General features: G+C 53.0%; 11 protein-coding genes. 2 read left to right on the plus strand and 9 right to left on the minus strand.

What is annotated here, in order from left to right:
• Positions 1-19: 19 nt before the first annotated feature.
• From lpdA to RGQ30_RS09440, 3 genes are all read right to left on the minus strand, one after another.
• Positions 20-1,456 (minus strand): dihydrolipoyl dehydrogenase, encoded by a 1,437-nt coding sequence (lpdA, locus tag RGQ30_RS09430; protein ID WP_130556157.1) that lies wholly within the window; start codon positions 1,454-1,456, stop codon positions 20-22.
• Positions 1,457-1,466: 10 nt separating this feature from the next.
• Positions 1,467-2,756 (minus strand): 2-oxoglutarate dehydrogenase complex dihydrolipoyllysine-residue succinyltransferase, encoded by a 1,290-nt coding sequence (gene odhB / locus RGQ30_RS09435; RefSeq protein ID WP_130556156.1) that lies wholly within the window; start codon positions 2,754-2,756, stop codon positions 1,467-1,469.
• Between the two features lie 68 nt (positions 2,757-2,824).
• Positions 2,825-5,683, minus strand: coding sequence for a 2-oxoglutarate dehydrogenase E1 component (locus tag RGQ30_RS09440; RefSeq protein ID WP_130556155.1), 2,859 nt, complete (start codon positions 5,681-5,683; stop codon positions 2,825-2,827).
• A gap of 376 nt (positions 5,684-6,059) precedes the next feature.
• On the opposite strand from RGQ30_RS09440, the gene RGQ30_RS09445 reads away from it, so the two are divergent.
• A complete protein-coding gene (locus RGQ30_RS09445; protein WP_130556154.1) occupies positions 6,060-6,626 on the plus strand; it encodes a hypothetical protein in 567 nt (188 codons plus the stop codon).
• Between the two features lie 18 nt (positions 6,627-6,644).
• The gene (locus tag RGQ30_RS09450; RefSeq protein WP_130556153.1) at positions 6,645-8,657 is read left to right on the plus strand and encodes a chemotaxis protein CheW; all 2,013 of its coding nucleotides are present in this window, start codon (positions 6,645-6,647) and stop codon (positions 8,655-8,657) included.
• 27 nt (positions 8,658-8,684) lie between these two features.
• Here the strand turns inward: RGQ30_RS09450 and RGQ30_RS09455 are convergent, their stop codons facing one another.
• The 6 genes from RGQ30_RS09455 to sdhC form a co-directional block, all read right to left on the minus strand.
• Complete coding sequence (locus RGQ30_RS09455) at positions 8,685-9,992, minus strand: citrate synthase (protein ID WP_130556152.1); 1,308 nt, start codon at positions 9,990-9,992, stop codon at positions 8,685-8,687.
• Between the two features lie 26 nt (positions 9,993-10,018).
• Entirely contained in the window at positions 10,019-10,291 is a 273-nt protein-coding gene (locus RGQ30_RS09460; RefSeq protein ID WP_130556151.1) for an FAD assembly factor SdhE, read from the minus strand.
• 72 nt (positions 10,292-10,363) lie between these two features.
• Positions 10,364-11,080, minus strand: a complete 717-nt coding sequence (locus RGQ30_RS09465; RefSeq protein WP_105029332.1) for a succinate dehydrogenase iron-sulfur subunit — start codon at positions 11,078-11,080, stop codon at positions 10,364-10,366.
• A 22-nt stretch (positions 11,081-11,102) separates the two neighbouring features.
• Positions 11,103-12,884: a succinate dehydrogenase flavoprotein subunit gene (sdhA, locus tag RGQ30_RS09470; protein ID WP_130556150.1), complete on the minus strand. Its 1,782-nt coding sequence runs from the start codon at positions 12,882-12,884 to the stop codon at positions 11,103-11,105.
• 2 nt (positions 12,885-12,886) lie between these two features.
• On the minus strand, positions 12,887-13,267 hold the full coding sequence (gene sdhD / locus RGQ30_RS09475) for a succinate dehydrogenase, hydrophobic membrane anchor protein (protein WP_298217037.1): 381 nt from the start codon (positions 13,265-13,267) through the stop codon (positions 12,887-12,889).
• Positions 13,267-13,680 (minus strand): succinate dehydrogenase, cytochrome b556 subunit, encoded by a 414-nt coding sequence (gene sdhC, locus RGQ30_RS09480; RefSeq protein WP_130556148.1) that lies wholly within the window; start codon positions 13,678-13,680, stop codon positions 13,267-13,269. Before sdhC ends, sdhD begins: the two co-directional genes overlap by 1 nt.
• Between the last annotated feature and the right edge of the window lie 171 nt (positions 13,681-13,851).

Raw genomic sequence — 13,851 nt, forward strand, 5'->3', positions numbered from 1 at the left:
GAAAAACACTGATCGGATTTTAACCGTTCAGCTGACGCTTGTCGCAAGCCAAGGCAGCTTCTTTCACCACTTCCGACAAACTCGGGTGCGCATGGCAAATGCGACCAATGTCTTCAGAAGAGGCTTTGAACTCCATGGCCATCACAGCTTCCGCAATCAGGTCTGAGGCATGGCTGTTGATGATGTGAACGCCCAATACTTCATCGGTGGTGGCATCGGCCAGCACTTTCACGAAGCCTTGAGAATCACCCTGCCCCAATGCGCGGCCATTGGCCATGAACGGAAACTGGCCTGCCTTGTACTTTCGACCATCCTGCTTCAACTGCTGCTCTGTTTTGCCAACCCAGGCCACTTCCGGGGAAGTGTAGATAACCCAGGGAATGGTGTCGTAGTTGCAGTGGCCAGCTTGCCCCGCCATGATTTCAGCAACCATGACGCCTTCTTCTTCTGCCTTGTGAGCCAGCATGGCGCCACGAATCACGTCACCCACGGCGTAAATACCGGCAACCAGGGTTTGGCAATGTGCATCCACATCAATCTGGCCACGCTCGTTGGTTTTCAGGCCAACTGCTTCAAGATTCAAACCGTCGGTGTTGGGCACACGGCCAACCGATACAATCAGCTTGTCGCAATCCAGTTTCTGGGCGTTGCCATCTGCATCGGTGTAGGCGACAGAAACGCCTTTCTTGCTGGCTTTCACCTCGCCGATTTTTACGCCCATGTTCATCTTCAAACCTTGCTTGGTGAAGATTTTTTGCATTTCCTTCGCTACGCCTTCATCACAGGCTGCAAGAAAATTGGGCATGGCTTCAAGCACGGTCACATCCGCGCCCAAGCGGCGCCACACCGAGCCCAACTCCAAACCGATCACACCTGCACCAATGACACCCAGTTTCTTGGGCACAGCACCAAACTTCAAGGCGCCTTCATTGTCGCAAATGGTTTCATTGTCCACGGTGATGCCGGGCAAGTGACGGGCCTTGGAGCCTGTGGCAACAATCACCTGTTTGGCCGTGACCTTTTCTTCACCGGCAGCAGTTTTCACTGTCAGCTCGAAACCGCCATCAACCTTGCCTGAAAAACTGGCCCAGCCCTTGATGGCGGTGACCTTGTTTTTCTTGAACAGGTACTGGATACCACCCGTCATTTTCGTGACGATGTCATCCTTGCGCTTGATCATTTTGGCCACATCCATTTTCGCGCCAGTCACGGTGATGCCGTGGTCTTCCGCGTGGTGCTGAATCTTCTCGAACTCTTCGGAAGAAGCCAGCAAGGCTTTGGATGGAATGCAACCCACGTTCAGGCAGGTGCCACCCAGGCGAGGCTCGCCTTTCGGGTCGTCATAAGCGTGGCCTTCAATACAGGCCACTTTCATGCCCAGTTGACCAGCACGAATCGCAGCGATGTATCCGCCGGGGCCCGCACCAATCACCACTACATCATATTGTGTGCTCATGAGGTTCCCCTTACAGTTCCAGCAACAAGCGGGCTGGATCTTCCAGGGCTTCTTTCATTGCAACCAAACCAAGAACAGCTTCGCGGCCGTCAATGATCCGGTGGTCATAGCTCATGGCCAGGTAGTTCATTGGACGAATCACGATTTCACCGTTCTCAACCACTGCACGGTCTTTCGTGGCGTGAATGCCCAGAATTGCTGACTGGGGTGGGTTGATGATTGGCGTTGACAACATGGAACCGAACACACCACCGTTGGAGATGGAGAAAGTACCGCCGGTGAGGTCATCCAAAGTCAATTTGCCGTCTTTGGCTTTCTGGCCAAACTCGGAAATTTTCATTTCAATGTCGGCAATGCTCATTTGATCGGCGTTGCGAATAATGGGGACCACCAAACCACGTGGTGAGCCAACCGCAATACCGATATCAAAGTAGCCATGGTAAACAATGTCGTTGCCATCCACAGATGCATTCAACACAGGGTACTTTTTCAAGGCAGCCACAGCGGCTTTCACGAAGAAACCCATGAAGCCCAGCTTGGCACCATGTTCTTTCTCGAATTTGTCCTTGTACTTGTTGCGCAGATCCATAACCGGCTTCATGTTCACTTCGTTGAACGTGGTCAGGATGGCGTTGGTTTGCTGGGACTGAACCAAACGCTCTGCAACACGCGCGCGCAGTCGGCTCATTGGAACGCGTTGCTCGGGACGGCCTTCGATCAGTGAAGATGGATCAAGCGGAGCTTTCACTTCGGGCAACAAACTAACAGGTTTGGCAGCAACAGGTGCAGCGGCAGGCTTTGCCGCAGGCGCTGGCGCAGCCGGCGCATTCAAGGTACCGATCACATCGCCTTTGGTAATGCGACCGTCTTTGCCTGAACCTGCAATCTGATCGGCACTCAGTTTGTTCTCGGCCATCATTTTGGCGGCTGCGGGCATGGCCACAGAGCCATCAACAGAAGCGGAGGTTGCCGCCGCGGGGGCAGCAGCAGGAGCAGCAGGTGCCGGAGCAGAAACTGCCGGAGCTGATACGACAGCAGGAGCGCTCGCACCCGCTGTGGCTTCAGTGTCAATCTTGGCCAAAACCTGGCCTGCAACAACGGTTGCACCGTCTTCACACAAGATTTCGACGATGACACCAGCCGAAGGTGCTGGCACTTCCAGCACCACCTTGTCGGTTTCGACGTCGATCAGGTTTTCGTCACGCTTTACAGCGTCACCAGGTTTTTTGTACCAATTCAACAGCGTTGCTTCGGCGACAGATTCGGACAGTTGTGGTACGACCACTTCTACGATTGCCATGGAATATTTTCCTTTTGAATTCTTTGTTCAAGTGCGGGCGACCACAATGGCCTGCCCGCTTCCTGTGTTTACTTCGTGATCACGAAACCCTTGAGCTTGCCAAATGCGGCATCGAGCAGCGCTTTCTGCTGTTCGTTGTGCTTGGCGTAATAGCCCACGGCTGGAGAAGCTGAAGCCGGACGACCTGCATAACCCAAACGTTGGCCCTCAGAGAGGTTTTCCAGAATGTTGTGCTGAATCTGGAACCAGGGGCCCTGGTTTTGCGGCTCATCCTGACACCACACCACATCCGTCACATTGGGGTACTTACGCAACTCGGTGCTCAGTGACTTGTGTGGGAATGGGTACAACTGTTCAACTCGCGCAATCGCAACATCCTTGATATTGCGTTCGCGACGGGCTGCAACCAGGTCGTAATACACGCGACCGGAACAAAGGACCACGCGTTTGACCTTGCTGGCTTCCAGGTCGCCCTGGTCGCCGATTACGGTCTGGAAATGGCCCTTGGACAGATCTTGCAAGGAAGATGTGGCTTCCTTGTGACGCAACAAAGACTTCGGCGTCATGATGATCAGTGGCTTGCGGAACAAGCGGATCATCTGGCGACGCAGCAAGTGGAAAATCTGCGCAGGCGTTGTAGGCTGGCAAACTTGCATATTGTTTTCAGCGCAAAGCTGCAAATAACGCTCGATGCGGGCTGAAGAATGTTCAGGACCCTGCCCTTCATAGCCATGCGGCAACATCATGACCAAGCCGGAAGCCCGGCCCCACTTCACTTCACCGGATGAAATGAACTGGTCGATCACAACCTGCGCGCCGTTGGCGAAATCGCCAAACTGGGCTTCCCAGATCACCAAGGTGTTGGGCTCTGCTGTGGAATAACCGTACTCAAAACCCAGTACCGCTTCTTCAGACAGAACAGAGTCGATGACTGTGAATGGTGCCTGGCCTTCAGAAATATTTTCGAGTGGAATGTAAGTGCCTTCATTCCACTTTTCACGGCCTTGATGGTGCAACACAGCATGGCGGTGTGTGAATGTGCCACGACCGCAATCCTGACCGGTCATTCGCACTGCATAACCGGAAGACACCAGTGAAGCATAAGCCAGGTGCTCGCCCATGCCCCAGTCGAGCAAGGTTTCACCCTGACCCATGGCGGCGCGATCTGCAATCACTTTCTGTACCAGTGGGTGAACCTTGAAGTTCTCGGGTACTGTGGTGATGCGCTCGGACAAACGCTTGATCTCGGAAATTGGCACCGATGTGTCTGCTGCATCGGTCCACTTCTTGTTCAAATAGGGAGACCAGTCGACGGCAAACTTGCTCTTGTAGTTGGTCAAGACGGGGTCAGCACGGTTGTGCTTGCCTTCGTCCATGGCAGCGCGGAATTGGGCCACCAGTTCATCTGCACCATCTTCTTTCAGCAAGCCTTGCATCACCAGGCGCTCGGCGTAAAGTGCGCGCGTACCTGGGTGCTGACCAATTTTCTTGTACATCAGCGGCTGGGTCACAGCCGGTGTGTCTTGCTCGTTGTGGCCCAGTTTACGGAAACACACGATATCGATCACCACGTCTTGCTGGAATTCCATGCGGAAATCCAGTGCCAACTGGGTCACGAAGATCACTGCTTCAGGATCGTCGCCGTTCACGTGGAACACAGGCGCTTCAATCATCTTGACAACGTCTGAACAGTACAGGGTAGAACGGCTGTCGCGTGGATCAGAAGTTGTAAAGCCAATCTGGTTGTTGATCACGATGTGAACCGTGCCGCCCGTGCCGTAGCCGCGGGTGTGGACAAGGTTCAATGTTTCCATCACAACACCCTGGCCGGCAAAAGCGGCATCGCCGTGCACCAGCACTGGCAATACCTGTTTGCCTTCTTTGTCGCCACGGCGTTCCTGGCGGGCCTTCACGGAACCTTCAACCACTGGGTTGACGATTTCAAGATGCGACGGGTTGAACGCCAGAGACAAGTGCATGGGGCCACCCGGGGTGGTCACGTCCGATGAAAAGCCCTGGTGATACTTCACGTCACCGGCTGGCAGGTCATCGGCATGCTTGCCTTCAAATTCTTCGAACAACTGGCTGGGGCTTTTGCCCAGAATGTTCACCAGCACGTTCAGGCGGCCGCGGTGGGCCATGCCAATAATGGTTTCTTGAACACCGTTGGCACCGCCACGCTGAATGACATGATCCAGCGATGCGATAAAGGATTCCCCACCTTCCAGCGAGAAACGCTTCTGACCCACATAACGTGTATGCAGGTAGCGCTCAAGGCCTTCAGCAGCGGTCAAGCGCTCAAGAATGTGCAGTTTTTCAGCTGTGGACAACTGGGCAGTGCCCAGGCTTGTTTCCATGCGTTCCTGCAACCAGCGCTTTTGGGCGGGGTCGCTGATGTGCATGTATTCAATACCAATGGAGCGGCAATATGTGTCGCGCAGCGCCTTCACGATGTCGCGAAGGGTCATCTGGTCCTGACCGAAATAGGTGTTTGTAGCGGAGAACGTGATGTCCATGTCCGCTTCAGTCAATCCGTAGAAAGCGGGATCCAGTTCCGGAATGACAGGGCGTTCCTGGCGCTTGAGCGGATCTAGGTCTGCAAAGCGCGAACCCAGAAAGCGGTAAGCCGCCACGATGGACTGCACGTGCACCTGTTTTTTGGCCACTTCCAAATCGGCAGACTGAATCTGCGGCTGCAAGAAGCCTTTTTTGGCACGCTGGGCGAAAGACTCAACCACTGGCGCATGCGCCACGTCTTTCTCGTTCACGTCACCGTGAGCGGAAGGCACCATCTGCAGTTGGTCAAAATAAGCGCGCCATTTGTCTGGCACTGAACCTGGGTTGTCCAGGTAGGCCTCGTACATTTCTTCGACATAGGGCGCATTGCCCCCGAACAAATACGAGTTTTGCTGAAAAGATCGCATCATTAGCGCTTCACCTTTATCCGAGTTTCTCGTTCAAGATGTGGGGTTCGGACTCGACCTTGGCTATCGCCATCGGACCGAATCCCTACACACGTGGGTTAAACCGCACTCCCCGTCTGGTTATTGGAGCCCCTGCCCCCAACCAGATAGCAAAAAACAGCCAAATAGACTGTTTTAAGAGTAAGTGTGAAGGATATCAGATTAGAGACGTAACACTAAAACGATCTCGGTGTGATCACAAAATATGTGGTTTTCAGGAAACGATTTTTTTCCTTTCAACAGAGACACCCCCTTCAAAGGGGATTCTCACCCCATGCGGGGATCACCCCAACAAACATTCCACTCACCATCATTCATATTCCAACGAGGGGATGGGCGTATGGCGAGCCGAAAATATCGGGGCATAGAGATTGACTCCGCGCACATTGACATGGCGAAGAATCTGGACAGTGTTAATGAGCTGATCGATGAATTGCGTGATCTGCAATCGACCTGGAACAACCTGAGTCTGTTGGGCGAACTGACCAATGTGGGAGCCGAAATTTCAGACACAAGGCAGCATTTTCAGAAACTGGCGGGCGACCTGACCAATTTCCTGGTGGAACAGTCGACCCATCAAGCAGTAGAAATGCTGTCGACGCGGGCACAAAACGCCATCGACATTTTGGTGAGAAATTTGTATGAAAGGACAGCCGACATTGGCTTCCTGGCCACAGACCCTGTATTTGCCAAACTGTGTGTTGACGCACAAACAGCCCCGCTGACCGCCGAGGCCTTGGCTGGGACACACCAACGCATGAAAGACTATGTCTCGAAGTACTCCGTGTATAAAAATGTCGTCTTGTTGGACAGTCAGGCTCGAGTGATGGTCGACATGCTCGACCAGTTAACGCCAGGAATATCACTGGGGTGGATTCGGGAAGCAGTGTTGAAAGGAAGCCAATAGGCAGAGGCATTTCGCCCATTGCAAACGGATCACAACGGAGCCCGGGATGAACTGATTTATGCCTGGAAAATCATGGTGGCTGGCGAGGTCAAGGGATACATCGCCCTTCTGTTCAATCTTGACCAGGAAAGTGAAGCACTGTTCGCCAAGGTGGTTGGACAACGTAGAGCACAGGCTTTGCCAGAATGGAAGGTTTGTGGCGTGAGCAAGTCCACTGGGGAAGTTCTCGTGTCCAGCAACCCGGAGTACATTGGCCCAGGCCAAACCATCCGATTGCCGGAAGGCGCGCGCTGGAGCTTGGTGCAAGTGGGCCCCGTGGCTTATCTGGGCTGCATGCGCACCACACGCAGCTACCAGGGATATTCCGGCCCTGGCTGGAAAGGCTTCTGCCTGGTGCCGTTGACGCACGCATTCAACGTCGCTTCCGGTGAGCTTGGGCAGAATGCCCAGATTGACTACAATACGGGTTTGATCGACAAACGCATCCTGGGATTTCAGGCACAGGCAAGCCAGATACAGAAGCAATTGAACCGAAGTATCTGGAACGGGAACATGACGCAGCGCCAATCTACCTCGACCCTTGGCAATTCATTCAGCAAAACGCTGCTGTGGGAAATCAGCCGGGCCGGAGAGAATACCAAAACATTGTTCACGAATTCACTGAACAATTTGGTACAGGCTGAAATCAACGGGTTCCAAACGGAACAACAAACCCGGGCCATGCTGGCGATGGACCTGATGGACCGCAATCTTTACGAACGGGCGAATGATTGCCGCTGGTGGGCACAAAACCCCACGCTGAACCATGCACTGTTGAACAGGGGCGATGAGAAAGCCAACGAGCAGGCCATGCAGTGCCTGCAACACATTCACGGACTGTACACGGTGTATGCCAACATCCTGCTGCTCGACCGTTCAGGCCGGGTTGTTTGCGACAGCGCCTCGATTGTTGAATCGGGGACTCTGGTGGAATCAAGCTGGGTTTCTGAAGCCATGCAGCTGAAAAGCCCCGCGCGTTACTGTGTTTCTCCATTTGAAAAAACAGCGCTTTACCAAGACCGCCCCACTTACATTTATGCCGCGGCCCTGTTTGACAACAGGCAAAAACCCGCCCATGCGATCGGTGCAATTGCCTTGGTGTTTGACAGCGAGTCTCAATTTGAAGCCATCCTGACTGAATCCATGGGCGACAGCAAACACCAGGCTTTTGGCTTTATCGTGGACGAAAACCATCGAGTAATCTCATCCACCACCAACTTGCACATGGAGCACGGCAAATTGACCTTGCCCTTGAAGCGGCACAGTAAATTTGAAAAACAAAAAGCGGAACAAGGCTACTTCCACATCGACGGCAGACTGATTGCTTATGGCGCCTGCAACTCAGGTGCGTATCGAGAATACAAAAGCGACGCTGATGCGTATCAAAACAACCTGATTTGCGCCTACGGTCTTGATATTGGCGCATTGGCAGACGATTTGGAAGCAAGCGCCGGCGACATCAGCTTTGACGAATTCAGGCAAGGTGGTCAGAAAGACCAGGTGGTGGACATCGCTTCGTTTCGCGTGGCGGAGCACTGGTATGGCATTGACAGTGAAGACGCGGTGGAGGCTTTTTTGTGCAATCAAATTGTCAGCTTGCCCAATTCACCAAGCTGGCTACTGGGTACCACCCTGTATAAAAATGAAGCTGTGACCATTGTCGACATTGCGGAAATTCTCGACCCACGCCTTCGCAGCAAAGCCGCGGCGCCAGCGCGGCAGCAAATGATTCTGCTGAAGACCCAAAACCATTCTGTGAAAATTGCACTGGCCGTGGATGAACTGGGTGAAATTCCCAGCCTGCCAATGTCAGCGATTCATGAATCGGAAAGCTTGAACGGCCACAGTGGAATTGTGCAAGGCCTGATTAAAACCGTGGACAACTTGTTAGTGGTTTTGAATACCGAGCAACTGTTTAAGCAGCTGGAAACAGATATAAAAAAAACCCCTTGTGTGAACAAGGGGCTTTCTTCAGCCGCAGTGCACCGATAAAGAGGTGCAGTCAGCAACGAGAGACAATTAACGCTGGTCGATTGGCTTCACGTCGCGGTGCGCTGCACCATGGAACAACTGACGTGGACGACCGATTTTGTACTCGGGGTCGGCGATCATTTCGTTCAACTGGGCAATCCAGCCTACTGTACGCGCCAAAGCAAAAATGGCTGTAAACAACGGCACAGGAATACCAATCGCTTTTTGAACGATGCCTGAATAGAAGTCAACGTTGGGGTACAGCTTGCGCTTGACGAAGTATTCGTCTTCCAACGCGATTTTTTCCAGCGCCATGGCGATCTTGAACAATGGGTCGTCGTGCAGGCCCAGTTCGTTCAGTACTTCATGACAGGTTTCACGCATCAGCTTGGCACGTGGGTCATAGTTCTTGTAAACACGGTGACCAAAGCCCATCAGGCGAACGCCTGAATCCTTGTCCTTCACCTTGGCGATGAAGTCGCCAATCTTGTCTACACCACCGTTGGCCTGAATTTCAGTCAACATGTTCAGGCAGGCCTCGTTGGCACCACCGTGTGATGGGCCCCACAAACAAGCCACGCCTGCTGCAATCGCTGCAAACGGGTTTGTTCCGGACGAGGCACACAGACGAACTGTGGATGTGGATGCGTTTTGCTCGTGGTCTGCATGCAAAATAAAGATGCGGTCCATTGCGCGCACCAGCACATCGTTCACCTTGTACTCTTCACAAGGGTTGCCAAACATCATGCGCATGAAGTTGGCTGTGTAGCTGAGTTCGTTCTTTGGATAAATGTTCGGTGCACCAATGCCGTATTTGTAGGCCATGGCCACCAATGTTGGCATTTTGGCGATCAGACGGATCGCGGAAATATCGCGCTGGTTTTTGTCCAGCAGGTTCATCGAATCAGGATAGAACGCGGACATGCCACCAACCAGGCCAGTCATCACGGCCATGGGGTGCGCGTCGCGGCGGAAACCACGCAGGAAGAAGTTCATTTGTTCGTTCACCATGGTGTGCTTGGTCACCAGGTCGTCAAATGTTTTCTTTTCGCCAACATTGGGCAATTCGCCATTCAACAGCAGGTAACACACGTCCATGAAGTCGCAGTTTTGCGCCAATTGTTCAATTGGGTAGCCGCGGTACAGCAATTCACCCTTGTCGCCATCAATGTAGGTAATGGAGGAATTGCAAGACGCTGTGGAAAGGAAACCTGGATCGTAAGTGAATTTGCCAGTTGAACCATACAACTTGCGAATATCGATCACGTCAGGACCAATGGTCCCTTTGTGAATGGGAAATTCTACCGAAGGGGTGCCGTCAGTAAACGACAGCGTGGCCTTGTGTTCTGTGCTCATCGGATTTCCTTCTAATGGGATAAAAATTAAAGATCTCGCATCATCTGGATCACCTTGCGCACATCGGGCGTGTCCAGATCCCCTTCAGGCTCTTTACGGCCGAGAAAGAGGTCAAGCAATACGTTGTCGACTTCTTCGAACAGTACAGTCAGAGCCTGCACGTCGTTGTCGGTCAACTCCATTTCATGCTTGTCGAAAAAGCGTTCAATAATCAAGTCGTTTTCCAACAAACCACGACGAGCACGCCAGCGTAAGCGCGCGCGTTGGGTTGGATCAGCCTGATGATTCTGGTTAGACATAAACTACAACAAAAAAAACGGGGTTTTGCAGTGCACAACCCCGATTTGAATAAAAAAATCCGAACATCAGTTCTAGACTGCGCGGCGTACCATCAATTCCTTGATTTTACCGATTGCCTTTGTTGGATTCAGCCCTTTTGGACAGACATCCACGCAGTTCATGATCGTGTGGCAACGGAACAGGCGATATGGGTCTTCCAGGTTGTCCAAACGCTCACCTGTAGTTTGATCGCGACTGTCTGCAATAAAACGGTAGGCTTGCAGCAAACCGGCGGGGCCCACGAACTTGTCGGGGTTCCACCAGAATGATGGGCAACTGGTTGAACAGCAGGCGCACAAAATGCACTCGTACAGGCCATCCAGTTCTTCACGTTCTTCAGGCGACTGCAAACGCTCCTTTTCAGGAGGGGGCGTGTCATTCACCAGGTAAGGCTTGATGGAATGGTATTGCTTGAAAAACTGGGTCATGTCGACGATCAGGTCGCGCACAACTGGCAGGCCAGGCAGCGGCTTCAACACGATGGGCTGCTTCAGGTCGCGCAGGTTCGTGATACAGGCCAGACCGTTTTTGCCGTTGATGTTCATGGCGTCGCTTCCGCACACGCCTTCGCGGCATGAACGGCGATAGGCCAAGGACTCATCCACGTCGCTCTTGATGCGCATCAGCGCATCCAGCAACATTTTGTCAGTCGGTTCCAGCTCGACTTCCAGCTTTTGCATTTTTGGCGCTTCGCCCGTGTCGGGGTCGTAGCGATAAATTTCAAAACGTACGATTCTCTTTTCGCTCATTTTCTGTACCTCGTAACCTTGATTAGAACGTCCGCTTTTTGGGCTGGAAGGTTTCAACTGTCAGTGGCTTCAAATTCACTGGCTTGTAGTCGAGGCGGTTGCCTTCGGAATACCACAGGCTGTGACGCATCCACTTGTCATCATCCCGCTCGGGGAAATCGCGGTGCGCATGCGCACCACGGCTTTCTTCACGGGCTGCGGCAGAAACCATGGTGGCCTTGGCAGTTTCCTGCAGGTTGGCCAGTTCCAGCGCTTCAACCAAAGCGGTGTTGAACACCTTGGACTTGTCTTTCAGGTGAATGTGTTCAGCTTGCTTGGCCAAATCATTGATTTTGGTCACGCCAGCTTCCATCAATTCGGTGGTGCGGAACACGCCACAGTGGTACTGCATGCCCTTGCGGATTGCATCAGCCACTACACGAACGTTTTCACCACTGGTGGAAGTCATCAGCTTGTCCACACGCGCCATGGTCAAATCCGTGCCATCGGCTGGCAAGTCTTTGTGGTTGCGTGCTTTCAGGTTGCTGTTCACGATGTGGTTGCCCGCTGCGCGGCCAAACACGATCAAGTCCAGCAGGGAGTTGGTGCCCAAACGGTTCGCGCCGTGTACGGATACGCATGCACATTCGCCGATGGCGTACATGCCGTTGACGATTTCGCTGGCGCCGCCTGGTACTTTTGGTGCTACAACCTGGCCATACACGTTGGTCGGAATACCGCCCATCTGGTAGTGAATGGTTGGAACAACAGGAATTGGCTCTTTGATCGGGTCTACGTTGGCAAACTTGATCGCGATTTCACGAATGGAAGGCAGACGCTTCATGATGGTGTCTGCACCCAGGTGGTCCAGCTTCAACAAGACGTAGTCTTTGTTGGGGCCACAGCCACGGCCTTCCTTGATTTCCTGGTCCATTGAACGGGACACGAAGTCACGTGGAGCCAAGTCTTTCAGGGTTGGCGCATAGCGTTCCATGAAACGCTCGCCTTCGCTGTTCAGCAAAATACCGCCTTCGCCGCGAACACCTTCTGTAACCAGTACACCTGCACCGGCCACGCCGGTGGGGTGGAACTGCCAGAACTCCATGTCTTCCAGGGGAATGCCTGCACGCGCAGCCATACCCATACCGTCGCCTGTATTAATGAAGGCGTTGGTGGATGCGTCCCAGATGCGGCCTGCGCCGCCGGTTGCGAATACCGTGGTTTTGGCTTCCAAAACCATCATTTCGCCGGTTTCCATTTCAAGCGCTGTTACACCCACCACGTCGCCATCGGCGTCGCGAATGATATCCAATGCCATCCATTCCACGAAGAACTGGGTACGTGCACGCACGTTGCGCTGATACAAGGTGTGCAACAGGGCGTGGCCTGTACGGTCAGCCGCGGCACAGGCACGCTGTACGGGCTTTTCACCGAAGTTGGCTGTGTGACCACCGAATGGGCGCTGGTAAATGGTGCCATCGGGGTTACGGTCAAATGGCATGCCGAAGTGTTCAAGTTCGTAAACCACCTTGGGGGCTTCACGACACATGAACTCGATGGCGTCCTGGTCACCCAGGTAGTCTGAACCCTTGACGGTGTCAAACATGTGCCAGTACCAGCTGTCATCGGACATGTTTCCCAAGGACGCACCAATACCACCCTGCGCGGCCACTGTGTGTGAACGGGTCGGGAATACTTTGGACAGCACGGCTACATTCAGACCAGCCTCTGCCAACTGGAGCGAACAACGCATACCCGCGCCACCCGCACCTACGATTACCGCGTCGAACTTGCGACGTGGAAGGGAAGTTTTAACTGCAGTCACTTTTAGACCCTCCAGAGAATGTCAGCCGCGTAGCCGGCAGCGCCGAGCAACCACAAAGCTGTAAAAACTTGCAACGACAGGCGAATACCGGTGGGCTTGATGTAGTCCATCCAGATGTCGCGAATACCAATGTAGGCGTGGTAGCACAATGAGAAAAATGCCAGCAAGGCCAGAATTTTGCCCAAGGGGAACGACAACACGGTGAAATTGAAGAAACCGACCCACTTGACGTAGTCGATATCAGGTGTAAACAACACGGCCAGGAACAGGCCGATTGTGTAAACAGCCATGATGACCGCGGTGATACGCTGGGCCACCCATTCTTTCAGGCCGTAATGTGCGCCAACAACCAGGCGCTTGGAACCGATATTGTTACCCATGATTAAAACACTCCGAACAGTTTCAGACCGAACAAGGCGGTGAGGCTCAAGCTGATAGCAAATACGATCGCGGCACTTTTACTGGCGGCGTACTTCTCGGTGCCCACGTGCATGTCGAGGACCAGGTAACGGATACCTGCGGCAAAGTGATGCAGATAGGACCAGATCAAGCCCAACAGCACGATCTTGACCAGCGGGCTGCTGACCAGAGATTGCATTTCAAGGAATGTCAGCTCGGAAGTGATGCTTTTGTCGAAAAGCGGCAACAGAATAATGGGAAGCGCCAGGAAGAGCACTGCGCCACTGACACGGTGCAGAATGGACAGCTTTCCAGCCAAAGGCAGACGATACTTCAGGATTTGTGTGACATGAATATTCCGGTACTCCGGACGTTTCTTCGCAACATTGTTTGACATGCTCGTGTTCTTGTAAAAGTGATTAAAAACCGGGCTGAATGCACATGGCGTTCCAGCTTGAATCCTTTAAAAAAACCATTCTCGGACAAGTTACTATTTTGAACCAAATTGCCCGAAGGTTAAAGTCGCTTGTTTTTCATTTTTAATGTTTTCGGGATCAAATGCATTCTT

The sequence above is a fragment of the Limnobacter thiooxidans genome, assembly GCF_036323495.1.
GTDB lineage: Bacteria > Pseudomonadota > Gammaproteobacteria > Burkholderiales > Burkholderiaceae_B > Limnobacter > Limnobacter thiooxidans.

Bases quoted from the DNA above. Each gene is read 5' to 3' on its own strand.
- RGQ30_RS09465 (WP_105029332.1), bottom strand. From the start codon at position 11,080: ATGAGCGAAAAGAGAATCGTACGTTTTGAAATTTATCGCTACGACCCC.
- RGQ30_RS09445 (WP_130556154.1), top strand. From the start codon at position 6,060: ATGGCGAGCCGAAAATATCGGGGCATAGAGATTGACTCCGCGCACATT.
- RGQ30_RS09455 (WP_130556152.1), bottom strand. From the start codon at position 9,992: ATGAGCACAGAACACAAGGCCACGCTGTCGTTTACTGACGGCACCCCT.
- RGQ30_RS09460 (WP_130556151.1), bottom strand. From the start codon at position 10,291: ATGTCTAACCAGAATCATCAGGCTGATCCAACCCAACGCGCGCGCTTA.
- RGQ30_RS09440 (WP_130556155.1), bottom strand. From the start codon at position 5,683: ATGATGCGATCTTTTCAGCAAAACTCGTATTTGTTCGGGGGCAATGCG.
- sdhC (WP_130556148.1), bottom strand. From the start codon at position 13,680: ATGTCAAACAATGTTGCGAAGAAACGTCCGGAGTACCGGAATATTCAT.
- odhB (WP_130556156.1), bottom strand. From the start codon at position 2,756: ATGGCAATCGTAGAAGTGGTCGTACCACAACTGTCCGAATCTGTCGCC.
- lpdA (WP_130556157.1), bottom strand. From the start codon at position 1,456: ATGAGCACACAATATGATGTAGTGGTGATTGGTGCGGGCCCCGGCGGA.